At 58.4% G+C, this 24,501-nt stretch carries 17 protein-coding genes; 5 read left to right on the forward strand and 12 right to left on the reverse strand.

All coding sequences use genetic code 11. The features are described from left to right. Positions 1 to 117: 117 nt before the first annotated feature. The gene (locus QUE89_RS12450) at positions 118 to 2,202 is read left to right on the forward strand and encodes an EAL domain-containing response regulator (RefSeq protein ID WP_286220390.1); all 2,085 of its coding nucleotides are present in this window, start codon (positions 118 to 120) and stop codon (positions 2,200 to 2,202) included. 73 nt (positions 2,203 to 2,275) lie between these two features. Here the strand turns inward: QUE89_RS12450 and serB are convergent, their stop codons facing one another. Further along, positions 2,276 to 3,508: a phosphoserine phosphatase SerB gene (gene serB / locus QUE89_RS12455; protein WP_286220391.1), complete on the reverse strand. Its 1,233-nt coding sequence runs from the start codon at positions 3,506 to 3,508 to the stop codon at positions 2,276 to 2,278. Next, the gene (gene parC, locus QUE89_RS12460) at positions 3,501 to 5,795 is read right to left on the reverse strand and encodes a DNA topoisomerase IV subunit A (protein WP_286220392.1); all 2,295 of its coding nucleotides are present in this window, start codon (positions 5,793 to 5,795) and stop codon (positions 3,501 to 3,503) included. Before parC ends, serB begins: the two co-directional genes overlap by 8 nt. A gap of 226 nt (positions 5,796 to 6,021) precedes the next feature. Between parC and QUE89_RS12465 the strand changes: the two genes are divergently transcribed. Continuing rightward, a complete protein-coding gene (locus QUE89_RS12465; protein ID WP_286220393.1) occupies positions 6,022 to 6,255 on the forward strand; it encodes a hypothetical protein in 234 nt (77 codons plus the stop codon). 164 nt (positions 6,256 to 6,419) lie between these two features. On the opposite strand, the gene QUE89_RS12470 is transcribed toward QUE89_RS12465, so the two are convergent. Then, positions 6,420 to 7,001 (reverse strand): YceI family protein, encoded by a 582-nt coding sequence (locus QUE89_RS12470; RefSeq protein ID WP_286220394.1) that lies wholly within the window; start codon positions 6,999 to 7,001, stop codon positions 6,420 to 6,422. Positions 7,002 to 7,065: 64 nt separating this feature from the next. Next, on the reverse strand, positions 7,066 to 7,611 hold the full coding sequence (locus tag QUE89_RS12475; protein ID WP_286220395.1) for a cytochrome b: 546 nt from the start codon (positions 7,609 to 7,611) through the stop codon (positions 7,066 to 7,068). 574 nt (positions 7,612 to 8,185) lie between these two features. Here QUE89_RS12475 and QUE89_RS12480 point away from each other — a divergent pair. Next, complete coding sequence (locus QUE89_RS12480; RefSeq protein WP_286220396.1) at positions 8,186 to 9,481, forward strand: EAL domain-containing protein; 1,296 nt, start codon at positions 8,186 to 8,188, stop codon at positions 9,479 to 9,481. Here QUE89_RS12480 and QUE89_RS12485 read toward each other — a convergent pair. From QUE89_RS12485 to QUE89_RS12520, 8 genes are all read right to left on the reverse strand, one after another. Beyond that, on the reverse strand, positions 9,468 to 11,243 hold the full coding sequence (locus tag QUE89_RS12485; RefSeq protein WP_286220397.1) for an SLC13 family permease: 1,776 nt from the start codon (positions 11,241 to 11,243) through the stop codon (positions 9,468 to 9,470). The genes QUE89_RS12480 and QUE89_RS12485 overlap by 14 nt on opposite strands. A 95-nt stretch (positions 11,244 to 11,338) precedes the next feature. Then, the gene (gene parE / locus QUE89_RS12490) at positions 11,339 to 13,234 is read right to left on the reverse strand and encodes a DNA topoisomerase IV subunit B (protein WP_286220398.1); all 1,896 of its coding nucleotides are present in this window, start codon (positions 13,232 to 13,234) and stop codon (positions 11,339 to 11,341) included. A gap of 67 nt (positions 13,235 to 13,301) precedes the next feature. Then, positions 13,302 to 13,781, reverse strand: coding sequence for a protease complex subunit PrcB family protein (locus QUE89_RS12495; protein ID WP_286220399.1), 480 nt, complete (start codon positions 13,779 to 13,781; stop codon positions 13,302 to 13,304). Beyond that, on the reverse strand, positions 13,778 to 16,435 hold the full coding sequence (locus tag QUE89_RS12500) for a S8 family serine peptidase (RefSeq protein ID WP_286220400.1): 2,658 nt from the start codon (positions 16,433 to 16,435) through the stop codon (positions 13,778 to 13,780). The genes QUE89_RS12495 and QUE89_RS12500 overlap by 4 nt, the downstream gene beginning before the upstream one ends. Before the next feature lie 153 nt (positions 16,436 to 16,588). Continuing rightward, a complete protein-coding gene (locus tag QUE89_RS12505) occupies positions 16,589 to 18,640 on the reverse strand; it encodes a TRAP transporter large permease subunit (protein WP_286220401.1) in 2,052 nt (683 codons plus the stop codon). A gap of 15 nt (positions 18,641 to 18,655) precedes the next feature. Then, positions 18,656 to 19,666, reverse strand: coding sequence for a putative solute-binding protein (locus QUE89_RS12510; RefSeq protein WP_286220402.1), 1,011 nt, complete (start codon positions 19,664 to 19,666; stop codon positions 18,656 to 18,658). Positions 19,667 to 19,724: 58 nt separating this feature from the next. Beyond that, positions 19,725 to 20,789, reverse strand: coding sequence for a hypothetical protein (locus tag QUE89_RS12515; protein ID WP_286220403.1), 1,065 nt, complete (start codon positions 20,787 to 20,789; stop codon positions 19,725 to 19,727). 233 nt (positions 20,790 to 21,022) lie between these two features. Continuing rightward, the gene (locus QUE89_RS12520; protein ID WP_286220404.1) at positions 21,023 to 21,646 is read right to left on the reverse strand and encodes a TetR/AcrR family transcriptional regulator; all 624 of its coding nucleotides are present in this window, start codon (positions 21,644 to 21,646) and stop codon (positions 21,023 to 21,025) included. Positions 21,647 to 21,810: 164 nt separating this feature from the next. Here QUE89_RS12520 and QUE89_RS12525 point away from each other — a divergent pair, with 164 nt between their 5' ends. Together QUE89_RS12525 and QUE89_RS12530 are read left to right on the forward strand one after the other, a co-directional pair. After that, complete coding sequence (locus tag QUE89_RS12525; protein ID WP_286220405.1) at positions 21,811 to 23,631, forward strand: acyclic terpene utilization AtuA family protein; 1,821 nt, start codon at positions 21,811 to 21,813, stop codon at positions 23,629 to 23,631. Next, the gene (locus QUE89_RS12530) at positions 23,628 to 24,494 is read left to right on the forward strand and encodes an SDR family oxidoreductase (RefSeq protein ID WP_286220406.1); all 867 of its coding nucleotides are present in this window, start codon (positions 23,628 to 23,630) and stop codon (positions 24,492 to 24,494) included. The genes QUE89_RS12525 and QUE89_RS12530 overlap by 4 nt, the downstream gene beginning before the upstream one ends. Positions 24,495 to 24,501: the final 7 nt, after the last annotated feature.

Raw genomic sequence — 24,501 nt, forward strand, 5'->3', positions numbered from 1 at the left:
CAGCCCGGCCAGCCGGAGCAGGCGAACCATGCCGGAAGCAAGGCGGTGGTTATCCCTGTGCCCGATACAAAGACCTGGACCGGCCTATCCCAACGTGCATCACGAGACGCCTTACGAATGCAGAAAAAGAACGCGACCGTACACCTGCTAATCCTTGATCCCGACCAAAATGATGCCGAATCGCTGGTCAGCCTGCTCCGAAACTCTGGCAAGGCCACGCGCGCGCACCGCATTACTTCGGAAGAGGATCTGGAGGAAACCCTGAAAGCCGGCAACTGGGACTTGTTGCTGGCCAGGGACCTGGAGCAGGAATTCAGTGCCGACGACGCTCTGGGAATGATTCGCCGGATGGATAAAGACATTCCATTCATCCTGTTGACTGAGGAACAGAGCCGCGAGCGCACAGTTGCGGTGATGAAAGCGGGCGCGCAGGACACAGTTCAATTCGAGCACACCGACTTGCTGGTGCTGACGGTTAATCGCGAACTTGCCGCCCTGGAAGATCGCCGCCGCCGGCGAGTTCTGGAGTCCCAACTGCGCGAAGCAGAACAGCGCTGCCAGCTGCTGCTGGAGAGTTCCAAGGACGCCATCGCCTACATCAATGACGGCATGCACATCTATGCCAACCAGTCATACATGGAATTCCTCGGCTACGACGACATTGACGACCTTATCTGCATTCCGGTGCTCGACACCCTAACGTCGGAGAGCCAGGGCAAATACAAAGAGTTCATGAAGTCTTTTGTCGAAAAGGGCGAAGACGGCATGACCATGAACTGCACCGCGCGCCGCAGCGACGATCACGAGTTCAACGTGACCATGTCAGTGTCTGCCGCCACGTACGACGGCGAAGCCTGCACCCAGATCGTACTGCAGCCCGAGCACAGCGACGCCGAGTTGGAAGAGAAACTGCGCCAGATCAGTAGCCAGGATCTGATGACCGGCCTGTTCAACCGTCAATACCTGATGGACGCCCTGGCCGAAAACATTGGCGAGGCCGGCAAAAAGAACCAAACCGGCGCCCTTGCCTACGTCGCGCTCGACAACTTCATGAGCATGAAGGGTCAGGTCGGCATTGCCGGCGCCGATCTTCTGCTGAGCGACCTGGCCAGCCTGCTCAAACAGCAGGTGGATGAAGAGATCATCCTTGCCCGCCTGAGTGATGACGCCTTCTGCCTCATGTGCCAGCCCTGTGACGAAAAGGCCATGGCCGAGCACGCCGAACGCGTTCGCAAGGCGGTCGAAGACCACTTGTTTGATATCAATGGCCGAACCGTACAGTTCACGGTCAGTATCGGGGTTGCCGCCATCACCGAAAACTCCCCGAAGGCCGAGGAGCTGATGGCCAGAGCACATACCGCCTCCTCCGATGTGCGCAAACAGGATGGCCACGAACAGGGTAACGGTGTTTTGGTCTACAACCCGACCGATTACGAAAGTCTTGAAGAAGGCAATTCGGTTGAAGCGATCATAAAAGCCCTGGAAGACAACCGCTTCAAGCTGCTGTTCCAGCCTATTATCAATTTGCGTGGCGAAGGCGAAGAGCACTACGAGGCGTTTGTCCGGATGCTCGACAAGGATGAGGAAGAAGTCTCACCCTACGACTTCCTGCCGCCGAAGGGCCCTGCAGACACCGCCATCAAGATCGACCGCTGGGTTATCCTGCAGACCATCAAGCAGCTGGCCAGTCACCGGTCACGCGGGCACGACACCCGCCTGTTCCTGAACATCACGGCCGAAACCCTGCAGGACCAGACCTTCACAGCCTGGCTCAGTGTGGCCCTGAAGGCGGCACGCCTGCCCGGTGACTCCCTGGTATTCCAGATCCGGGAAGGCGATGCCAACAACTACATGAAACAGGCGAAAGAGTTCAGCAAGGCTGTGCACGAGTTGCACTGCAAGGTGTCCATTGGCCAGTTCGGTTGTGCGCTCAACCCGTTCAATACCCTGAAGCACATCGACACCGACTACGTGAAGATCGATGGTTCGTTCACTGAGGAAATCCAGAAGAACGACACCGCTAAGGAACAGGTCAAGGAAATGGTCAAAACCCTGCAGAACAGCGGCAAGCTGACCATCATCCCGCTGGTGGAGAACGCCGGTGTGCTGGCCACGCTCTGGCAAGCCGGCGTTAACTACATTCAGGGTTACTACCTGCAAGCGCCTGTGCCGGAGATGAACTACGATTTCGGGGATCACTAACCCGGACGCAGACGGCAAAAAAAAGGCGCCCCAAGGGACGCCTTTTTTTATTTCCTGCAAACACTCAAACCGATCAGAAACCGGCCCGCTCCAGCCCCTGATTGGTCTCGCTCTCACGGAAACCAATCAGATAGAGAATGGCGTCCAGCCCCAGCGTCGAGATCGAGTGCCGTGCCGATTCCTTGACCAGCGGCTTGGCGCGGAATGCCACGCCCAGACCAGCCTGACTCAGCATCGGCAGGTCGTTGGCACCATCCCCCACGGCAATCACCTGTTCACGGGCAATGTGCTCCTTCTCGGCTATCTCCAGCAGCAGCTCAGCCTTACGCTTGCCATCCACCACCTGGCCGGAGACCTGACCGGTGACTTTGCCGTCGACAATTTCCAGCTCGTTGGCGTAGACGTAATCGATACCCAGCTTGGCTTGAAGATGGCGGGCAAAATAGGTAAACCCACCGGACAGGATCGCAGTTCGGTAACCCAGTGCTTTCAGGCTGCGGATTAGGTGCTCTGCGCCTTCGGTCATCCGCAGGCGGGCCGCAATACCCTCGAGCACGGACTCATCAAGCCCCTTCAACAGCGCCAGGCGCTCCGCAAAACTCTGACTGAAGTCCAGCTCACCCTGCATTGCCCGCTCGGTGATCTCAGCGACCTGGTCACCGACGCCGGCTTCCCGGGCCAGCTCATCAATAACTTCGGCTTCAATCAGGGTGGAATCCATATCGAACACCACCAACCGACGATTCCGGCGGAAAATCGAGTCTTCCTGGAAGGCGATGTCGACGTTCATTTCACCGGCAATGTGCAGGAAATCGGCCCGCAGTGCGTCCGGATCCGAGGGCGTTCCCCGCACCGAAAACTCCACGCAGGCGATGCGGTTCTCAGCAGTATTCAGCGAGGGCCGGGCCGACAAGCGGGAAATGTTATCAATGTTGAGACCATGACGAGCGGTGATGGCCGAAACCCGTGCAATCTGCTCGGCCTGGATGTCTCTGGCCAGCAGGGTGACGATGTAGCAGGCTCGATTTCGACCTTCCGCCCAGCTCTGGTACTCCTCGATGGTAATCGGTGCAAACCGCACCTGCAGGTCCAGGGCGTGCAGTCGGAACAGTAGATCGCGGATCACCGGCGAAGACTTGGAGGCGTCCGGTATCTCAATCAGGATGCCCCAGGTCAGGTGGTCATGAATCACCGCCTGGCCAATGTCGAGGATCCGGACATCGTACTGGCCCATGATTCCGGTAATTTCCGAGGTCAGGCCGGGCTTGTCCCGGCCGGAGACATTAATCAGTACCAGCTCACTCACTCTCTGTGCTCTCCTCTTCCTGTGCCCGCGCGGCGGAAGGAATCACATCAATGCCGTCAACGCGCTGCAGGCCCCGGGGCAGCTTGTGCCCACGTCGGCCACGCTCGCCCAAGTAATGCTCAAGGTCGCTAAAGTGCAGGCCCATCTTGCGCTTGCCGGCACGAATCTCCAGCTGATCGTCTTCGGCAAACACCGCCACGGCGACCACATACTCTTCCCGATTCTGGACCCGGGCGGAGGGGATGCTGATGATCTTGTTACCCTTACCCTTGGCCAGCTCCGGCAATTCACTCAGGGGAAACACCAGCATTCGACCCTCATTGGACACTGCCCCGAGGTAGAGGGTCTTTTCTGTGCCCGGAATGGTGATCGGCGGCATGATCCGGGCACCCTTGGGCACACTGACCACCGCCTTGCCGTTACGATTCTTGCTGATCATGTCGTTCAGCGAGGTAACAAAGCCATAACCACCGTCGGTTACCAGCAGGGCCTTGCGAGCGGAGTCGCCCATCAACAGGCCAGAGAAACTCGCCCCGGATGGGGGATTGATCCGACCAGTCAGCGGCTCGCCCTGCCCTCGCGCGGACGGAAAGCTGTGCGCCATAAGCGAGTAGGCACGGCCGGTGGAATCCAGGAATATTGCCTGCTGGTTGTTGCGACCTCGTGCCGCCAGGGCAAAGCTGTCACCGGCTTTATAGCTCAGGCCCTCAGGCTCAATGTCGTGGCCCTTCGCGGCTCGCACCCAGCCTTTCTCGGACAGCACCACGGTAACCGGATCGCTGGACACCAGATCGATCTCACTGAAGGCACGGGCTTCCTCACGCTCCACAATCGGTGAGCGACGGTCATCGCCGTAGGTTTCGGCATCGGCCTGAATTTCGGCCTTGATCAGTTCACGCAGGCGGTCCTCAGAACCGAGGATCGTTTGAAGCTCATCACGCTCGGCCGCCAGCTCATCCTGCTCGCCCCGGATTTTCATTTCCTCAAGCTTGGCCAAGTGGCGCAGTTTCAGCTCGAGAATTGCTTCAGCCTGATCCGCGGACAACCCGAACCGTTCCATCAGCACCGGCTTGGGCTTGTCCTCGGTACGGATAATTTCGATCACCTCATCGATGTTCAGGTAGGCAATCAGCAAACCTTCGAGCAGGTGCAGCCGGGCCAGCACTTTGTCCAGTCGGTGCTGCAGTCGGCGCGTCACGGTGGTTCGGCGGAACGCCAGCCATTCGGTCAGAATGGTGTGCAAGCCCTTAACGCCGGGACGGCCATCATTGCCGATGACGTTGATGTTAACCCGGTAGGTTTTCTCCAGATCGGTACTTGCGAATATGTGCGCCATCAAACCGTCGAGATCAACCCGGTTGGAACGCGGCACGATCACCAGGCGGGTCGGATTTTCATGGTCTGACTCGTCGCGCAGGTCAGCAACCATCGGCAGCTTCTTAGCCTGCATCTGCTGGGCAATCTGTTCCAGAACGCGGGCGCCAGAAACCTGGTGCGGCAGGTCAGTAATAACAATTTCGCCGTTTTCGCGAATCCACCGTGCCCGCATGCGCAAAGAGCCGCGGCCAGTCTCGTACATCTGGCGGATGTCTTTGCGTGGGGTAATGATCTCGGCGTAGGTGGGAAAATCCGGGCCCTTGATGTGCTCACAAAGCTCATCAACCGTGGCCTCCGGGCTATCCAGAAGCCGTATACAGGCGGCACTCACCTCACGCACATTGTGGGGCGGGATGTCGGTCGCCATACCCACAGCGATGCCGGTGGTGCCATTCAGCAACACATGAGGCAAACGTGCCGGCAGAACCGAGGGCTCGTCCATGGTGCCGTCAAAATTCGGCACCCAGCCCACCGTGCCCTGGCCCAGCTCACCCAGCAGCACCTCGGCAAACGGCGCCAGGCGGGATTCGGTGTAACGCATTGCGGCAAAAGACTTGGGATCGTCTGGCGACCCCCAGTTGCCCTGACCATCCACCAACGGGTAGCGGTAGGAGAACGGCTGCGCCATCAGCACCATGGCTTCGTAACAGGCGCTGTCACCGTGGGGATGGAACTTACCGAGCACATCACCGACGGTTCGCGCGGATTTCTTGTACTTGGACGTGGACTTCAGTCCCAGTTCGGACATCGCGTATACGATGCGCCGCTGAACCGGCTTGAGACCGTCGCCCACGTTGGGCAAGGCCCGGTCAAGGATGACGTACATGGAGTAGTCGAGATAGGCCTTTTCCGTGTAGTCCCTGAGTGAAACCCGCTCAAAGCCTTCATCCGTAGTCTGGAACTCTGGCATGGATGCCTCTTCTGCCTGTATTACCTGAAGTGAATGACGCCGATGATGCTACCCGTTGCACGCGAAATAATCACGGGCCGCGACGTGAGGGCACATTATATGGACGCGCGCTCAGATACTCCAACTTCCAATAGCGGAAACCCCGCATGGAGACTCTGTAATGCCCACCGTATGCTCGCCGACATCGGATAGAAGACCGTTTCACTTTCCTCACAAGCGGAACACTATGAAACCCAACCTGAAAGCCTGCGGGCAAGCTATGGTCACGGCCATGGTGAATGCGCTATTGGCAGTGGCCCTGATGCTCCTGGTGGAGTTTACAATCAGCGGAACCTTCCAGATTCCCGAGCCGTATCTTTGGGCGGGTGTGCTGATCTGGCTGGTTATCTTTGCTGGTCAGTTCTGGCGGCAACGGCATCTGTGTCGATCAGACCAAACGTCTGGCCATTCCAAGGCGTGATGAGAAAGGCCCCTTGCGGGCATGAAATGCGGGAATGGTAAATCAATTCAGGCGGGGGATAGCCCGCTTAAAACGAGCCAGGGTCCGGCATTCATAGCCAAACCCTGGCTCTTTTCCTCAGGTGCCTGTCAGCACTCGTCTCAGCACCCGTCAATCTTTCAGCTTTATTGGCGAATACCTTCCACAGAGATGATGATTTCCACCGTCTCTGAAGCCTCGCCAAGCTCCATTGGAATACCGAAGTCTTTCAGACGCAGTTCGGTTTCAGCTTCAAACCCCATGCGATAGCCGCCCCACGGATCTTCGCCGTGACCGATCAACTCAGCGTCCAGAGTCACCTCTTTGGTAACGCCACGCAAAGTCAGATCGCCGATAATATCGGCCTCTCCCTCGCCATCGACCACCACCTGCTTACTCTTGAAGCTGGCCTGCGGATACTCGTCTACGTACAGGAAATCCTCACTACGCAGGTGCTTGTCGCGCTCGGCGTTGTTCGAATCGACACTGGAGGTGTCGATGGTCACATTCACCGAGCTGTTAGCCGGATTCTCAGCATCGTAGACAAACTGGCCGTCGAAATCATTGAAACGGCCATACAACCAGCTGTAACCCAGGTGGGAAATCTTGAAGGTGACGAACTGGTGCGCACCCTTGTCGTCGAAGTCGTACGTAGCGCTGTGGCCATCGGCCTGGACGGCCCCGGCCATAGCCATGGAAACTGCAGACGCGAGAAGTACCTTCTTCATAGTTTTCTCCTTTTCATGAACCGTGCCCGAAATGGGCTGAGAAGCTTGTTGTGGGCGCACCCGGTTATCCGCCGAGCATACGCCGGAGTGTGTTGTCTCGATCGATCAAATGGTGCTTCAGGGCGCCAGCTGCGTGCACTGCAGCCAAGGCCACGATTGCCCAGGTCGACCAGTAGTGCACCATGCCAGCAGTGTCTTCCAGGCCTTTAATCTGGCCGGTAACAGACGGAACCTCGAACCAGCCGAACACATCGATGGCAGAACCGTCGGCGGTAGAAATCAGGTAACCGCTGACCATTGCCACAAACAACAGCAAGTAAAGCAGGCCGTGCGCAGCATGGGCACTGGCCACTTCCCAGCGTTTGTGACTGGGCAGAGGCTTGGGACCAGCATTACCCAGACGCCAAATCACGCGCACAAGCATCAGGCCGAACAACAGGATGCCTATGCTACGGTGGATGTCTGGCGCCTGTTTGTACCAATCATCGTAGTAGGTCAGGTCCACCATCCAGTAACCGAGCGCAAACAGGCCGAATACAGCAACCGCCACCAGCCAGTGGATAGTCACCGCAACCAACCCGTAACGCTCAGAAGAGTTTCTGATTTGCATCGTTTTGCCTGACCTCTATCCCTGTTTCCACAAACCTAACGCATTTTAGAAACGGCCTTCGACTAAAACTATCGAAATGTTTTGCTAACCACCATCAGAAATTCTGACCATTTGCATGCATCTATGCCTTTGGTCGTATACGGGTTTTACGGATTGTTCAAAAAGTCACCTAAGTTAGACTAAGCCCATAGTTGTTATCCCCGTCACTGGGGCTCATAGAAAGAGAGGACACGGACATGGAATTTGATTTCGACGAAAGCGTAGTTGTACCCAGCAACAACTGATTGCACGGCGACCCTAAGGGTCGCCTCCCTTTTATCACCCTTTATTTGCACACCAGCTGCAAACGCCCGCCACTCTCAAGCCCTTGCCTAAACTCTAGCTGACTCCCTCGATATGTAAATGATTCCCACTTTCGACATGAAACAGTGGTAATAATCTGTTTTTTTTGGCAATCTCAGCACGTGCACCAGTTGTGCTGACCCTTCTCATGGTCCTTTTCAACTGCGGCTCAGCAGTTCTGCCTTGCGCTTTGAGGCGAAGGGCAATGTCATGCAACCAATCAGAATGAACCATGTCGAAGAGTCTCCCCGAAAAGCTGGCGGTTCCGGAACTCGACCTTCTGTCTCCGATGCTTAGCCACGAGGGTGATGTGTGGACGGCCGACTTCCAAGGCTTGACCCTTCGCACGGCTCTGCAGCCCATCTACAGCATTTCGCATAAGCGGATTGTCGGCTACGAAGCCCTGATCCGGGCCTTTGATAACGACGATTCCGCCGTGCTGCCGCTGCACCTGTTCCAGCTCCCCGCTTCAGACTCTGAAAATCTTCTGCTGGACCGTTTATGCCGGTATCTGCACATACGCAACTACAGCGGCCTTGAAGACCAGCTGAACTGGCTGTTTTTGAACGTTTCGCCTCAGGCCGTCACCAGTGGCCGCCACGCCGACTCCTTCTTTGGTCAGCTGCTGGAAAAGACCGGACTGCCGCCACACCGAATCGTCATTGAGATTGTAGAGCAACCCACCGATGACGCCGAGAAGCTCAAAGAGACCGTGGCCTATTACAAGAAGCTGGGCTGTCTCACGGCCATCGACGATTTTGGTGCCGGCCACTCGAATTTTGAACGCATCTGGAACCTGTCACCGGATATTGTAAAGCTGGACAGAACCCTGCTCACCCGGGCCACGGAAGATCGAAAGGCCAGACAGATTTTGAACGGCATTGTTTCGCTGCTCCATCAATCAGGCTGCCTGGTACTGCTGGAGGGAGTGGAAACACGGGAGCAGGCGCTGATTTCGATAGATGCGGGGGTCGATTTTGTTCAGGGCTTTTATTTCAGAACCCCAAGTATCGATCTGGAAGAACTGACGCGCACGCCCGCGAATTTTGACGAACTGCTGAATGAGTACAAGTCGCGCAACCAGGTCACCCTCGACCCAACCCGGCAACTGACTGAGTTTTTCCGGGGCCACTTCGTTAACGCGATTGATAAATTACTCGACGGTTCAGATATGTACCAGGCGTGTCTCGGATTACTCAACCATCAGGCGGTTTCTCGCTGTTACCTGGTCAACGAATGCGGCATTCAAATCGCCGACACCATTGTCTCCGAAACCGGCACCCGCAACCAGGATCCCCGATTCAAACCTCTGGAAAGCACCAGCAGTGCTGACTGGTTCCGTCAGGAGTACCTGCGCCAGGCCCTGGCACGGCCCGGCAATTTGCATGTCACCACACCCTACCTGTGCGTAACCGGCGCCTACATGTGCATCACCCTGTCCCAGGGCTACTCCCAGGATGGTGAACTCCGGGTCCTGTGCTGCGACATTCTAGCCAATCCCACGCAGCCGCGGGTCAGCCGGGACTGATCCCGTACACCAGGGCTATCACCGTTACCGTCAAGGCGCCTATGAACAGGTTCATGGGCAATCCCACCCGCACGAAATCACCGAATCGATAGCCGCCAGGACCAAACACCATCATGTTGGTTTGATAACCCAGTGGCGTTGCAAAACTGGCTGACGCGGCCATCATCACTGCAATCACAAAAGGCTCAGCTGCCACGCCCATGGTGGTCGTCATCGACAGCACAATGGGGATCACCAGGACAGCGGCCGCGTTGTTGGTGATGACCTCCGTCAGCACCGACACAGTGATGTACACCAGCAGTACCGCCAGCAGAATATTGCCCTGACTGAGCCCGAGAATGCCCTCAGCGACAAACTTGGCGGCTCCGGTCTCCTGCAATGCCGCCCCCAGGGCAAAAGATGCCGCGATGGTGAGGATAACCGGCACATCCACGGATTTCTGGGCCTGTCCTACCGAACAGCAACCGGAGATAATCATCAGGCTCGCGCCCAGCAGGGCCGCGTTAAGCATGCTCAGAAAACCGCAGGCTGCCAATCCGACCAGGATCAGCAGGATACCCCAGGACAGCCAGGCACGGTCGTGACGGGGCGTCTCGGTCTCCAGATCGTTAATCAGCAAGAAGTCTTTGTTGTAGCGCTGCCGGCTGACGAAGGCTGGACGCGCTTCCAGCAGCAACACATCGCCCGGTTTCAGGCGGATATTCCCGAGATTGCCAGACACCCGCTCACCACCCCGGGCGACTGCCAGCACCACGGCACCGTAACGATCACGGAAGCGGGCATCACGAATGGTCTGTCCGAGCACATCAGACTGGGGCGACAAGGCAGCCTCTACCAGCCGGCGTTCAGCCCGGTCTTTACTCAGACTGGGCTCATCCTCGTGAACAGAAGGTACAATGCCATTGATACGCAACAGATCGGAAATGGCCTGGGTGTCACCGGCAAACACCAGGCGGTCGCCACCCCGGAGCCGCTCTTCCGAGGGCACTGCGGTAACCACGCTGCCGTCACGCTCGATCTCGACCAGATAGAGCCGCTCCAGTTCCCGCAAGCCGGCCTCGCCCACGGTCTTTCCCACCAGCGGACCATCAAAGGACACGGCAACTTCCAGGGTAAATTCCCGCATCGAACCAAACTTCTGCTGGTCTTTGCGATCTGGCAGGAACCGCGGCATGACCAACAGCATCACCGCAACGCCGATCACGGCCACCGGAAGCCCAACCGCAGTGATGGTAAAAATGGAAAAGCCCGGACCACCGGTAAGCTGCTGGACCTGGCCATTGACCACCAGGTTGGTGCTGGTACCGATTAGCGTGAGAGTACCGCCAAGAATGGCGGAGTAGCTCAGGGGAATCATGAGCTTGGAAGGCGAAATGCCAATCTTGCGAGACCAGGCATGCACCGCAGGGATCATGGTGGCCACAACCGGGGTGTTGTTCAGGAAACCACTCAGCAAAGCCACCGGCAAGGCAATCCGGGCCTGGGCGCTTCGAACAGTACTGGGGTTGCGGAGCAGGTGGTGGACCAGAAGATCGACACCGCCAGAGTGATGGATACCCGCAGCTACCACAAACATGGCCACCACGGTGATCAGGCCCGAGTTGCTGAAACCGGAAAGCGCCTGATCGGCCGTCACGATACCCGTCGCGCTAAGCACGACCAACACCCCCATCATCACCATGTGGGGTGCTAAGCGTCCAACACTCATGAGTATCAGCGAGGTGCCCGCCAGGCCCAGCGCAAACCAGCCTTGCCAGTCCATTTACGGTTCTTCCCGAAAAGAAAACTGGCAGGATAACGACTTTGTAGAATACAGAGAAAGAATAAAGGATGCTTTTTATAGCACCCTTAGATATATCAGGTCACAACGTCGGCGATGTTGCCGTAGGTTTCAAGCCAGGACCGACGATCGGATGCCCGCTTTTTGCCCAGCAGCATGTCCATCCTGCTGTCGGTGTCATCATTCTCTTCGATGGTGAGCATCACCAGGCGGCGAGTATCCGGTGCCATCGTGGTTTCACGCAGCTGCAGCGGGTTCATCTCACCCAGGCCCTTGAACCGGGTGACCGAGATCTTGCCCTTGCGCTTCTCAGCAGCCAGGCGGTCGATAATGCCCTGCTTTTCGTGCTCATCCAGGGCATAGAAAGTTTCCTTGCCCAGGTCCACCCGGTACAGCGGCGGCATGGCCACAAACACATGGCCCGCGGCTACCACCGGACGGAAGTGCTTAACGAACAGCGCGCACAGCAAGGTGGCGATGTGCAAGCCGTCGGAATCGGCGTCCGCGAGGATGCAGACCTTGTTGTAGCGCAGCCCATCCAGCTTGTCGGAACCGGGATCTACCCCGATGGCGACAGCAATATCGTGCACTTCCTGGGACGCCAGTACTTCCGACGGATCCACTTCCCAGGTATTCAGAATCTTGCCTCGCAGCGGCATCACCGCCTGGAATTCGCGATCACGTGCCTGCTTGGCGGAACCACCGGCCGAGTCACCCTCAACCAGGAACAGCTCCGAGCGCGCGGTGTCGCCACCGGAACAGTCCGCCAGCTTGCCTGGCAGCGCCGGGCCGGATGTCACTTTCTTACGAGCCACCTTCTTGCTGGCGCGCAGGCGACGCTGGGCGTTACTGATGAACAGCTCCGCAAGCACTTCGGCAATGTCAGTGTGCTGGTTCAACCACAGGCTGAAGGCGTCCTTGACCACACCGGAAATGAACGCTGCTGCTTCGCGGGAAGACAAACGCTCCTTGGTCTGACCGGAGAACTGCGGCTCCTGCATCTTGAATGAGAGCACGTAAGCGGCACGCTCCCAGATATCCTCGGGCGACAGCTTAACGCCGCGAGGCAGCAGATTGCGGAATTCACAGAATTCGCGCATGGCTTCCAGCAAGCCCGTCCGCAACCCGTTCACGTGGGTGCCGCCCTGGGCGGTGGGAATCAGGTTTACATAGCTTTCCATGACCGTCTCGCCGCCTTCCGGCAGCCACTGGATGGCCCAGTCCACGGCCTCTTTGTTGCCGGAAAAGCTGCCGGTGAACGGCTCAAGCGGAACGGCCTCAATGTCCGCCAGGGTGGACCGCAGGTAATCCCGCAGGCCATCCTCGTAACACCACTCGTCCTTCTCTCCCGTTTTTTCCTGCAGGAAAGTCACCGTGAGTCCCGGACATAGAACCGCCTTTGCCCGCAGATTATGGCGCAGACGACTGACGGAGAAATTCGGGCTGTCGAAATAACTGGTGTCTGGGGTGAACTTCAGCCGGGTGCCGGTGTTGCGCTTGCCGACGGTGTCGATCACCTCCAGTTCACTGGCTTTCTCGCCGTGGGCGAAGGTCATGCGGTGCAGCTGGCCATCACGCTTGATGGTGATTTCCAGATGCTTGGACAGCGCGTTAACGACAGAAACACCAACCCCGTGCAAACCGCCGGAGAAATTGTAGTTACCCTGGGTGAACTTGCCGCCGGCATGGAGCCGGGTCAGGATCAGTTCAACACCCGGCAGTCCTTCCTCTTTATGCAAATCCACCGGCATACCCCGGCCGTCGTCCTCAACACTCAGGGAACCATCGCTGTACAGGACCACATCAATGCGGCGTGCATGCCCCGCCAGGGCCTCGTCCACGCTGTTGTCGATGACTTCCTGCGCCAGATGGTTGGGCCGACTGGTGTCCGTATACATGCCCGGGCGCTTGCGCACCGGATCAAGGCCCTTGAGTACTTCAATGGCTTCAGCGTTGTATTGTTGTTGGCTCATAAGCAGGAAGAAACTCCGCGATTGGAACGAAAAGCTGGGGCATAGCTTAGGGATTCGGCCGGAAAGATCAACGGTTGTTTTCGACCGGTTCAATCCGGATATCGTCCCAGCCGGACGCCGTAACGGCAATGGCCGCGCATGGGGTGGTGAGCGCCTGACTTACCATCATTCCTGGCGCTGGCTTCTGGATGTCTACCGCGAGCACCAGCTCGTCGTCGATAATTTCCGCACCCGCCAGGGTGATACTGAATCCGCCGGTGGGCTTTTGGCCCAGGGCAGCGAGTACCACGTGTTCGCTGCCGAACTGGACAGATCTCAAGGACGCCAGCGGTAGCATGCGGCCCGGCAAGGCTTCCAGCCCGTCGACGTCGTCGGCGCGGGCCAGGTGAATATGCCCGGGGGCAACCAGGCCACATTGGGCCGATTGCGCGATCTGGCGCGCCAGCGGCGCACCTGACTCGGTTTCGGTCTGGCTGACGGCGCAACCAGCACCGAGGGCACTGGCACACACCGCCACACTCATCGCTTTGCGAATGGATTGGGTCATGGTTGAGAGAGCGCCTTCACGTTGGTGGCGTCCGGATTGGGTGACAGCAACTGATAACCCTGAAAATCAGGCCGGGGCAGTTGCTCCGGAGAGGCCGCGGAAATTGACGGCCGGGAATAACTGGTGGTCATACGAATACCTTCGATTGGATTGCCTGCCGATATGGTGATTTCCTGCCGCAATCCGGCAACCGGGTATTCGGCACAGGCCTCACCACCGTGACAAATCAGACCGTCGTTATCCAGATCAGAGCCGGCCACCAGAATGTAATTGCCCGGCGACACCTCATTCAGTTCTTTTGGCGGCACGCCATCATCCGGCTCGAACACAAAGCGATACTGGCCATTTTCGGCCACCACATTGGTCTGGGCCTCGGTGGTGAAGAAACCGCCCTCCGGCTCCGGACTGACCAGCAGGACAAAATGCCGGCCGGCGTCGCGCGCCTGTTGATCGGTAACCTGCTGGCCGACGACGGGAATTTGGAGCGTGCGCCCTCCGCTCACGCTGCTGTATTGAACTTCAAGGTTGGTTCGCTCTGATATTCCGGGCTCAAGCGCATCCAGATTCAGGCTCAATTCAAGATTGAACCGCTTCGCAGGTTGGCTACCTGGGGCGGAATCAATGGACAGCCAAGCCGGCGGCTGCACAATTCGGTCGATAGTGACATCTTCGGCATCATCACCATAAACCTCCAGCACCAGATTTGAACTCCTCGTTCCCTCCGAGGACAAAGACACAATGGTCGGCGTGGCCGTCAGCAAATTAGTTGGAGGGGAGGAAAGCGCGGCCGAAGCGGCTTTACCTGCATCCAACAGGCCATAGCCGAGGGCATCGGTGCGACAGGGGGGATTACTGCAATCGGCCGTGGTCAGGTCTCCGGCCAGCAAGAACCTGTTGATGTCCTGGTAATCCAGCAAGCCATTTTCCCCCTTCATTAAAGCGAAGACACCGGATACATGAGGCGCTGCCATGGAGGTACCCTGGAGGCCGATGTACGTTTCTTCGGTGCCATTGATAACACTTGTACTGGACACTAATTTGCCGTCACGGCTGGCATCGCCGCCAGGTGCGGCCAAGTCGATCCAGCTGCCAAAATTGGAGTAGGACGCCAGCTCGCCAACGCCATCCACGGCACTGACGGAAAACACATTATCGAACGCTGCCGGATACGATCGAGTGGACGTAGAGGAGTTACCGGCCGCCGCTACAAAGATCACACCCTTGTCGGCGGCGGCACTGATGGCATTTTGCATCGACTGAATAAACGGCAGGCCGCCGAGACTCAGATTGACGATATCGGCACGCCGTTGGCCAGTGGTCGGCCCGGCCACCCATTGCAAGGCGGCCAGCAGATCCGCCGAGGAACCCGAGCCACCCTCGCCCAGCACCCTAACTGGTAACAGTGTTGATTCAAATGCAACACCTCCACCTCCCTGCCTATTAACCGCAGCAGCGACCGTACCGGCGACATGAGTACCGTGGTACACACTGCCGCCAACGCTGTTGCCGGGATCTGCCGGATTATCATCACGACCGGGCTGGCTGTCGTTATCGAACTGTTCGGAAACAAAGTCCGTACCCGGCGGCAACGCCGAAATTACATTGGCGTCGACGTCCTGATGCCAGCGGGAGGCTGACCGGTAAAGCCCAGTATCCATCACCGCGACGGTTACGCCAGAGCCAAAATTCTGAGCCAGCTGCCAACCGGTCGGCCCGTTAAGCAGGCCATAGTGCCACTGCTGGGCGCCGTACAGAGGCTCATTAATGGGCGTGTCCATCATGGTCCGCATCTGATAATTCGGAGTAGCTGAAGCCACCCCTGGCTGCTGCTTCAGAGCCTGAATCCAGTCCAGAGTCGCGGCCTTGGTGTTGCCACTGGATCCCTGCTGCAGCTGCATTGGGGCCTTCACTTTCCAGACTCCCGGGGCCAGCTCCTGATCCGCCAACATGGTGGCCTGGGCCATCATGGTCTGAGCCGATTGCGCCCCGATGCCGGCATCCATGGCGACGATAGCTTCTCCTTCCACGAATTCGTAAGCCGGCCACTCAAACGATCGCGCCCGTGCAGCCGCATTCACCGCGGTCGACAGCACGTACAACATGGGCGTTGGCCCCTCAGACTCGACTCGAACCGTAAAGGCTCCGTCAGCGCTGGTGTTATTGGTCACGCGGATCTGATTGGTGGTGCTATTGGTCACTGCAGTGTCACGAACCACACCGCCCTCAAGTAGCGACAATCGCAATGCCGATGCGCCCTCCCGGGTCCCGAAAACCTGCAGCTCGACCGACTGGTCAGCCCGCAGCGTCATTGTATAGTCGTCGTCGGGGTCGGCCGCGTAGGAGAACGATGGGAAACCGCTTATAACCGGATAATCACCGGAGAACTCACTGACATAACCCGCCAGCACGTACTCGGGCGGCAAGTCTTGGGCGGTGCTACGGGGCGTGGGGTTCAGAATCAGGGCATCGGCGTTATCAGAGTCGACCCGGGTGCCAGATTCGATATCAATGAAACCGGACAGAGCCACATTAACCGTGCCCAGATCGGAGTCCGAATCGGAGCTTGAACCACCGCCGCAACCGGCAATTGTCGCCAAGATCGCGACTGACGAAGCACTTTTCACGAACGATAAAGGACGAAGCATAGTGACCATAGCGTTTTTCCCTGGAACACGCTCCAGCATACAGTATCCCGGAGCGACGTTTATTTACTGAGTGTTAACCGATACGCCAAGAGCCCAGGCTCAGATGCTAAAAAACCGCCTGCGGCTGATGGCCGGAGGCGGTTTGGTACTAATCTGAACCGTCTACAGGGCGTAGAACATCATCGGCACAAACGCCACCAGCAACAAGGTGGGTGCCATGACGGCCAGGGGCAACAGCAAGCGCTCGTAGCGGTGCCAGAAACTACCGGTGCGCTCACAGGCCAGCACCTCTGTTTCGCCCACAACCTGGCGAGTCAGCAGATGATTCAACGCCACCGGCGGGCTCAGGTAACCGAGCTCAAATGCCACCAGGCAAACAATCCAGAAGTGCAGCGGATCTATGCCGAGTTGTATGGCTGGCTGGGCGATGGTCGCAGACACCAGGATCACCGCGCCGAACGGATCCATCACCATGCCGATCAAAGTCAGCATCACCACAATCACCAACATGGCAATCCACGGGCTGGTAAGACTCTCCGGAAACAGTGCATGGACGATATCGGAGCGCTCCAGAATGCCACCGAGGCAGATGGAGAAGCCGATCAGCGCCAACAGCGCACCGATATGCACGGCCGAATCACTGGCGGCAGCGATGCTGCGGTTCCAGAATGCCAAGAACCGGGACTCACCCTGTTCCCGACTATCTTTACCGGCATCCAGCAGCACCAGCGCAAGCATCACCAGCGGCAGGATCAGTGGCGCGCTGTACTCGTTGAATTGCAGACCAAGAATCACCCAGATGGCCAGAACCACAAGCGCAGCCACTAAGACGTAGGGCAGCAGTGGCCGGGTTTGCCGCGCGGCAGCGCGGAACGCACCCGGCGCCGGCCGCGGCTTCCAGTTGCCTTGGGCCTTGCAGACAATCAGGGAAAATAGCGTCGCCGACATGATGAACACCCAGAATCCCCAGCCGTACATTTCGGTAGTGGTCACTTCTTTGTTCAAGGCAGCAATCACTACGATCAGCAGGCACGGATTCAGCACAACACCGAGGCTTCCGGACATCGCAGTGGTGGCCAGTGATAACTGCCGACCGGCCCCGGCTCGCCTGAGCTCGTCATAAACCACACCACCAACTGCCAGGATGAAAATACCCGACGCACCGGTGAAGGCGGTCGGAAACGCCGTGGCAAAGATGATCACTGAAGCCAGCATCGGCGCCGGCAGATTGAACGGTTTGATGGTGTTGAGGAGCAATTCCGGCAACCGGGTCTGCTTGAGAATCATCCCAACCAGAACGTACAAGCCAATGTTGATGAACATCGACGACAGGTTGGACATCATGCCGAAATAGATCGCCAGGCCCGACGCGTAGCCATCCACGAAGAAGAAGTAACTCATGGCAATCAGCCCCATACCGCAGTACAGGGGCGTCACCAGACCTGACGACAGCGCCAGGCTACCTCGCCTCAGGCGATCGGGGACGTTAACAAACCGAACCGCATTGATCACCATGAACAAGCCGAAGACCCCGGCCCAGGCGTACTGCAGACTGACCGTGCCCTCGGTTCCCGGCGAATTTGCCAGTTTGCCCAGGTACGAATTCAGGCTTGCCACCATCAGGCCATTGACTGTGAACTGGGCACCCTGGCTCAGCCGCCACTCCGCGCGATTCCGGGGCAGGCGCAAGGCAATGTGATCGGCGTCCATTGCGGCAATCGATGCGGCCAGGGCAAACATCGCAATGAACAGGTACTTGGTCAGTTCAATGTTATCCAGCAGGAAATCCGCCAGTCCCTGCTCGACAGTTTTGAACGCGCCCAGTGCAGGCGTGGCGTGCTTCAGGTTTTGCGCATAGAGGCTGTACTTCTCCTGGCACAGCTCCAGGTTGCGCTCGAGCGAGGTGCGCACCGCATCCGGATTGGGAGGCGAGCTGAACAAGTCATCCGGATCCGGCTGGTAGGCATCGATGCGCTTGCGCACCTCTGCGTCCACGTCCATTTCGAGCTGGCACGATGGTTCAGTCGCGTCCGGATTCAACAGATAGTAGTTGGGCCAGGTTTGTTCCCCCACCCACAACAGGCGCGAATGCAGGGAATTGCCCATCCCAAGCAGCAGGGTAAATAGCAGAAGCAGCAGCAACACTACCCCGTGCATACGATGCACGGGGTAAAGGGTTCTGGCTGCGGGCGCGGTAACGGCTCGCCAGTTCATCAATGTACTTCCCTGTTATTCACGATTGCCTGCGGTGCACTCGGAAGACGCCGGATTGCTGGCACAACGAATCTTGCTGAGTAGGCCCAGCATCTTGGGATGGTAGACATCGGGCGCACCATTCAGTCCGTCACGCATCTCCAAGCGATTCTGGCGGAACATCTCCTGATAGCCCTGAATGTCCTTTTCCGGAATCTTCACCCACTTCTCATCCGGGATAGCCGCTTCCTGACCGGAGATCAGGTTCATCGCCTGCGGGAACATGCCCCAGGCCACTTCCCGTGCGGTTTGAGCTTTGGCGTCAGGCAGCACATCATCACGGGCAATCACTTGCATGGTCAGTTGGGCCAGAGGGTAGTCGACAACGCCTCCCTCTTTGCCAATGCCTTTATAGAGCTCCAGAGCCTCATAGGCGAAAGCCGGGGCATAGGCTGTATCGACCGAGCCATTGTTAAACTTGCCGGCAAAGTTGGTGATGTCGGAAGGCACCACCGTGGCTTTGATGTAGTTCACCATGTGAATGGCGTCTTTCTGATAATCCAGTGTTGCCATACGCTTACCTGCCAGTTCCCCAGCGGTATCAATGCTACGATCGTTGACGAACAGGTACCCGGCGCCCACCGGCACAATGCCCAGCACTTCATAACCGTTTTCCTTCATCAGTGGTGCCGCTTTCGGCTGTGCCAGGGTCGCCAGCAAGGTTTTCAGATCATCGTAAGTTGGCAATGCACCCACGGCACTGATGCTGCCAGTAAAACGGTTGAACGGACGAGTGCGAATGTCTGTTGCCGCCACTGCATCGCACTGGCCAGCATTGAAATCACCCACGGCCACGCCTTCATCAGTGTAGGGTTTGAGCTCAAAATCGACACCGTGGGCCTTCATCTCCAGCGCATAGTCCTTGACCATGTTGTAGAGATCACCGTTGACGCCTATTACGTCAAACACGCACATGGACACGGTTTTGGCAGAAGCTACGGGAACAACAGCAGCAAGGGCGACTGCGGCGACGGATTTGCGGATCATAACGACCTCCGGGGCATTTTTATGTTTGTTGGTAGTCGGATAGTGGTAACTGGGCGTGTCAGAGCAGGTCGTCCAGACTCATGGTTTCGACGCTGTCGGTGTCTCGTTTCGGGCTCATCTTGCCGAAGTAACTCTGGGGCGTCCGGTGCCCGTAATTTGCAGTCCAGTGCTTATCGGAAGAAAACCGGATAACGGCGGCCGCCACTTCATCGACCAACTGGTAGTCGTCCCATACCTCAACCTTGTCTTCAGAGGCTGCAAACTGCGCGATGGTCTCGGCCAGCACCTCCGGCCGGCCAAACGTTTCCGCCGCCACGGCTTCCAGTGCCAAGGATGCCCGCAGGCCCTTCTTCACACCAAGCTCGGAGCTGTGGTCCAGAACCGCCCAGGGATCCGGTGACATCGGCGGCTTGGTATCCGGCAGCAGCAACCAGACCAGGGCCCGAATCGAGTTGGGCAGGCCGCCCCATTTCTCGTTGTCGACACAAATCGCAGCACGCTCAGCCTGGGGCGCGATGTTACGAGGAATACCGGCCAGGGCGCCGGAGTTGGCGTCGTTTACGATCGCCTGCATCCCGGTCAGCAACCCGAGCAGGAAGGTCAGTTCATCCTGCTCGCTGAACAGGAATGGGCACTCCAGCGGTTCTTCCGCGGGATCAAATTCATAGGCCGCCATGGCGCGATTGAAGGCTGTTAGGCGACGTTCGGCAGTCTTGGCATTCAGGCGCTTGGCTTCTTCACGGGCGTCTTTGGCCGCCGGGACATTGCCCTCGAAATCGGCACGGAGGTAGGCAAGCTCGGCTTCCCAGGCCCGGTATTCCATGCAATTACCCGCAAGCAGCATCAGCAACGAACCGGTGGCATCCGGCGCATCGGTAACCCGTGAAAACGAATACAACAAAGGATCAATGCCCTCACCCAGCGAGCAGGCCATGTGCGGATCGGACATCTGCAGCACGTAGGGCGTGGCTTCGCCTTCAGAGTAGCCGGACAACACGGCGCCGGTGGTGCTGTAAATGGGATTGGCAGAACAACCGGCCAGCAACAAAAAGATAACTGCGGTCGCGATGAGCTTTACCACGCCACCGGAGCGCGTGAGGAGATACACCTGCGAGGAATTCATAGTCCGTCCTGTCGTGCGTTTTTGTTATGAACGGCGATAAGCATGCTGCCATTCTTGTCCTACAAAAATGGCTTGAATGCCGATACCAAATGCCGATCAGGCCAATGGCCTCTTTTGCACCGTGCAGAAGAAAAATGACGACTAACCGTCCGCCGAACCCTCACAAAAACAAAAGGACCCTCTCGAGGGTCCTTTTTCTATGGCGATGCTTGCGAGCAGAGACGCAGGCGCGATCAGGTCCCCGGGGCGAAGCCCATCATGGCCATGGTCTGATCGGTCAGCCCGTCCAGGGTTAATCCGCCACGCTCAGGACGGTACCAGGTGACCGTCCAGCTCAGGGCACCGGTAAGCATGCGGCGAACCACGAACGGATCCGCCAGCAGGCGTTCTTCCTGCCTCAGGGACTCAAGGGTATCCAGCCAGAGCTTTTCGTAGATGTCCCGCAACTCCAGCACATCCGCCTGGGACTCCTCAGCCAGGCTGCGCCACTCAAACACCAACACCGCCATGGCCTCTCCGGTCTGACCGTTGACCGATTCCAGCTCGGCGCGGACCAGCGCCCTCAACTTTTCCTGACTGGTCGGCGCTGCATCCACCGCTGCCTGCATCAGCGCGGTGTTCAGCCGAATAGTCTCCACCATCACCGCCTTGAGGATTTCCTCTTTGGTGCGGAAATGGTGGAACAGACTGCCGGACTGGATGCCAACCGCGGCGGCCAAATCCCTGACCGTGGTGCGCTCATAGCCCTTGTCCCGGAACAGGCGAGCCGCCTCCTTCAACAGGCGACCGCGGGCGCCATTGGGGTCGGAGACAAGATTGTCCGAGATCAGGTCTTTCAGGATTTTGCTTTGGTTCACAATGGCTTTCCGGCAGTCGAAACAGGCCAATGATTCTACCCGACATTTCCCTGTTTACAAACCAAGCGCTTGCTTGGTATCGTCAAAGCCATCCAAGGACACTATCGAAAGACGCAGGCTGCTCTCCACGGCCTGACCGCCTCCGACTCAAAAGGTTTTGACGCATGACAGACACCGCCAAAGACACCGGAAAAACCATCCGCATCGGCTGTTCGGCTGCGTTCTGGGGGGATACCGAAACCGCCGCTGCACAGCTCGTTCGCGGCGGTCGGATTGATTATCTGGTGGCGGATTACCTGGCTGAAATCACCATGTCGATCATGGCCGGGCAGAAGATGAAGGACCCGTCTCAGGGCTATGCCCGGGACTTTGTGCAAACGGTTATGGGTCCGCTGCTGGGTGAGATTCGCGAGAAAGGCATCCGGGTTCTGGCCAATGCCGGCGGTGTTAATCCGGTGGCCTGCCGGGATGCCTTGCAGGCACTGTGCGAACAGGCCGGCGTTGAAATGAAGATCGCCCTGGTCCTGGGCGATGATCTGCTGCCAGAAAAGAGAACCCTGGCTGAGGCCGGCATTACCGAAATGACCACCGGCCAGCCGATGCCACCGATGATGGTGAGCCTGAACGCCTATCTGGGCGCGCCCGGCCTGGTGGCGGCGCTGGACCAAGGTGCAGACATTGTGATCACCGGCCGCGTTGCCGACAGCGCTTTGGTACTGGCGCCTCTGGTGTACGAATTCGGATGGGACTGGTCCGACTACGACAAACTGGCCCAGGGCAGCCTGGCCGGCCACCTGCTGGAGTGCGGCGCACAGGTGACAGGCGGCAATTTTACCGACTGGGAACAGGTGGCCGATGGTTACGCGGACATGGGCTTTCCGATTGCCGAGGTCAATGCCGGCGGCGAGTTCGTCATCACCAAACCCGAAGGCACTGGCGGCCAGGTGAGCCTGGGCACGGTGGCGGAACAACTGGTGTACGAGATTGGTGACCCACGGGCCTACCTGCTGCCCGATGTAACCTGCGATTTCACCCGAGTGAGCCTGAAAGAAACCGGGCCAGACCAGGTCACCGTAAACGGTGCTATCGGCCTCCCCCCTACCGACAGCTACAAGGTGTCCGGCACCTGGCCCGACGGCTTCAAATGCACGGTTACCTTCCTGATGGCGGGCCTTAACGCACCGGCCAAGGCCCAAAAAGTGGCCGACGCTATCCTGACAAAAACCTCGCGCCTGTTCTGGGAGCGGGACCTGCCGGACTATACGGAAACCAGCGTGGAACTACTGGGCACCGAGGCCACATACGGCGCTCACGGTCGCGGCGGTGAAAGCCGGGAAGTCGTGGTGAAGATCAGCACCGCACACCCGAAGAAAGAAGCACTGGTGCTGTTCTCACGGGAAATTGCCCAGGCCGCTACCGGCATGGCACCCGGCCTGACCGGCATTGTTGGAGGTCGCCCGGCGGTATGGCCGAAAATCCGGCTGTTCTCCTGCCTGGTGCCCAAGAGTATGACCTCAGTTTCAGTGGACCTCGACGGTGACCGCCAGCAGGTACCGGTCGCCACCGACGGCGGCTTCGACTCCTGCCAGCTGACCGAAGAACCGGCAAACCAGACCGCCCCGGAAACCGACACCACTGTCCCCCTGATCGAACTGGCCTGGGCCCGCAGTGGCGACAAAGGCGATCACAGCAACATCGGCGTTGCTGCCCGCCATCCCGATTTCCTGCCTTTCATCGATGCCGCGCTGACTGAAACCGCCGTTGCCGAGTGGATGCAACACACCCTCAACCCCGACACCGGCAAAGTCACCCGCTGGGCCATGCCGGGGCTGAACGCCTTTAACTTCCTGCTGGAGCACAGCCTGGGCGGAGGCGGCGTTGCCAGCCTGCGCATCGACCCTCAAGGCAAGGCCTTTGCCCAGCAACTTCTCGAATTTCCGGTTCCGGTTAGCCGGGCTGCCATGGAAAAAGGACACCGTACATGAGCTATCAATCCATTTTTCATCCCGAGCTGTTCAAGGGCCAGACCTTCATCGTGACCGGAGGCGGCTCCGGCATTGGCCGCTGTACCGCCCACGAACTGGCCGCCCTCGGCGCCCAGGTCGCTCTGGTCGGTCGCAAGGCCGAGAAGGTTGAAACCGTAAAGGCCGAGATCCTCGAAGACGGCGGCATTGCCTCCGCCCACGTCTGCGACATCCGCGAGGAAGAATCGGTCAAGGCCACCGTGGCCGCCATCCTTGAAGAACACGGCGGGCTGAACGGTGTAGTCAACAACGCAGGCGGCCAATTTCCGTCACCGCTGACCGGCATCAACCAGAAAGGCTGGGAAACCGTGGTCCGGACCAACCTGACCGGCGGTTTCCTGATGGCGCGGGAGGCCTACACCCAGGCCCTGGCCAACACTGGCGGCGCCATCGTTAACATCGTCGCAGACATGTGGGGCGGCATGCCCGGCATGGGGCACTCAGGTGCGGCGCGGGCGGGCATGGTCAACTTCACTCAGACAGCGGCCGTGGAATGGGGTACTTCCGGCGTGCGCGTCAACGCGGTTGCACCGGGCTGGATTGCCTCCAGCGGCATGGATAACTACCCCGAACAGATGAAGGAATGGATCCGCAGCCTCAGCGACAACGTGCCCATCAAGCGCATGGGCACCGAATCGGAAGTCAGCGCCGCCATCTGCTTCCTGCTCAGCCCCGGAGCTGCGTTCATCAGCGGCGACTGCCTGCGCATCGACGGCGGTGCCTCTCAGGGTGGCCGGATGTGGCCCTTCCCCAAGGCCAAAAACAACGAGCCGTTCAATGGCTTCCACCGCGCCACCACCCCGAAAGTGCTGAGCGACGACTGAGGAGAAC

The organism is Marinobacter sp. LA51 (assembly GCF_030297175.1).
In the GTDB taxonomy this organism is placed as follows: domain Bacteria; phylum Pseudomonadota; class Gammaproteobacteria; order Pseudomonadales; family Oleiphilaceae; genus Marinobacter; species Marinobacter apostichopi.

Coding starts and splice junctions, on each gene's coding strand:
- QUE89_RS12450 (WP_286220390.1), top strand. CDS start 118: ATGCAGAAAAAGAACGCGACCGTACACCTGCTAATCCTTGATCCCGAC.
- parC (WP_286220392.1), bottom strand. CDS start 5,795: ATGCCAGAGTTCCAGACTACGGATGAAGGCTTTGAGCGGGTTTCACTC.
- QUE89_RS12465 (WP_286220393.1), top strand. CDS start 6,022: ATGAAACCCAACCTGAAAGCCTGCGGGCAAGCTATGGTCACGGCCATG.
- QUE89_RS12470 (WP_286220394.1), bottom strand. CDS start 7,001: ATGAAGAAGGTACTTCTCGCGTCTGCAGTTTCCATGGCTATGGCCGGG.
- QUE89_RS12475 (WP_286220395.1), bottom strand. CDS start 7,611: ATGCAAATCAGAAACTCTTCTGAGCGTTACGGGTTGGTTGCGGTGACT.
- QUE89_RS12480 (WP_286220396.1), top strand. CDS start 8,186: ATGTCGAAGAGTCTCCCCGAAAAGCTGGCGGTTCCGGAACTCGACCTT.
- QUE89_RS12485 (WP_286220397.1), bottom strand. CDS start 11,243: ATGGACTGGCAAGGCTGGTTTGCGCTGGGCCTGGCGGGCACCTCGCTG.
- parE (WP_286220398.1), bottom strand. CDS start 13,234: ATGAGCCAACAACAATACAACGCTGAAGCCATTGAAGTACTCAAGGGC.
- QUE89_RS12495 (WP_286220399.1), bottom strand. CDS start 13,781: ATGACCCAATCCATTCGCAAAGCGATGAGTGTGGCGGTGTGTGCCAGT.
- QUE89_RS12500 (WP_286220400.1), bottom strand. CDS start 16,435: ATGGTCACTATGCTTCGTCCTTTATCGTTCGTGAAAAGTGCTTCGTCA.
- QUE89_RS12505 (WP_286220401.1), bottom strand. CDS start 18,640: ATGAACTGGCGAGCCGTTACCGCGCCCGCAGCCAGAACCCTTTACCCC.
- QUE89_RS12510 (WP_286220402.1), bottom strand. CDS start 19,666: ATGATCCGCAAATCCGTCGCCGCAGTCGCCCTTGCTGCTGTTGTTCCC.
- QUE89_RS12515 (WP_286220403.1), bottom strand. CDS start 20,789: ATGAATTCCTCGCAGGTGTATCTCCTCACGCGCTCCGGTGGCGTGGTA.
- QUE89_RS12525 (WP_286220405.1), top strand. CDS start 21,811: ATGACAGACACCGCCAAAGACACCGGAAAAACCATCCGCATCGGCTGT.
- QUE89_RS12530 (WP_286220406.1), top strand. CDS start 23,628: ATGAGCTATCAATCCATTTTTCATCCCGAGCTGTTCAAGGGCCAGACC.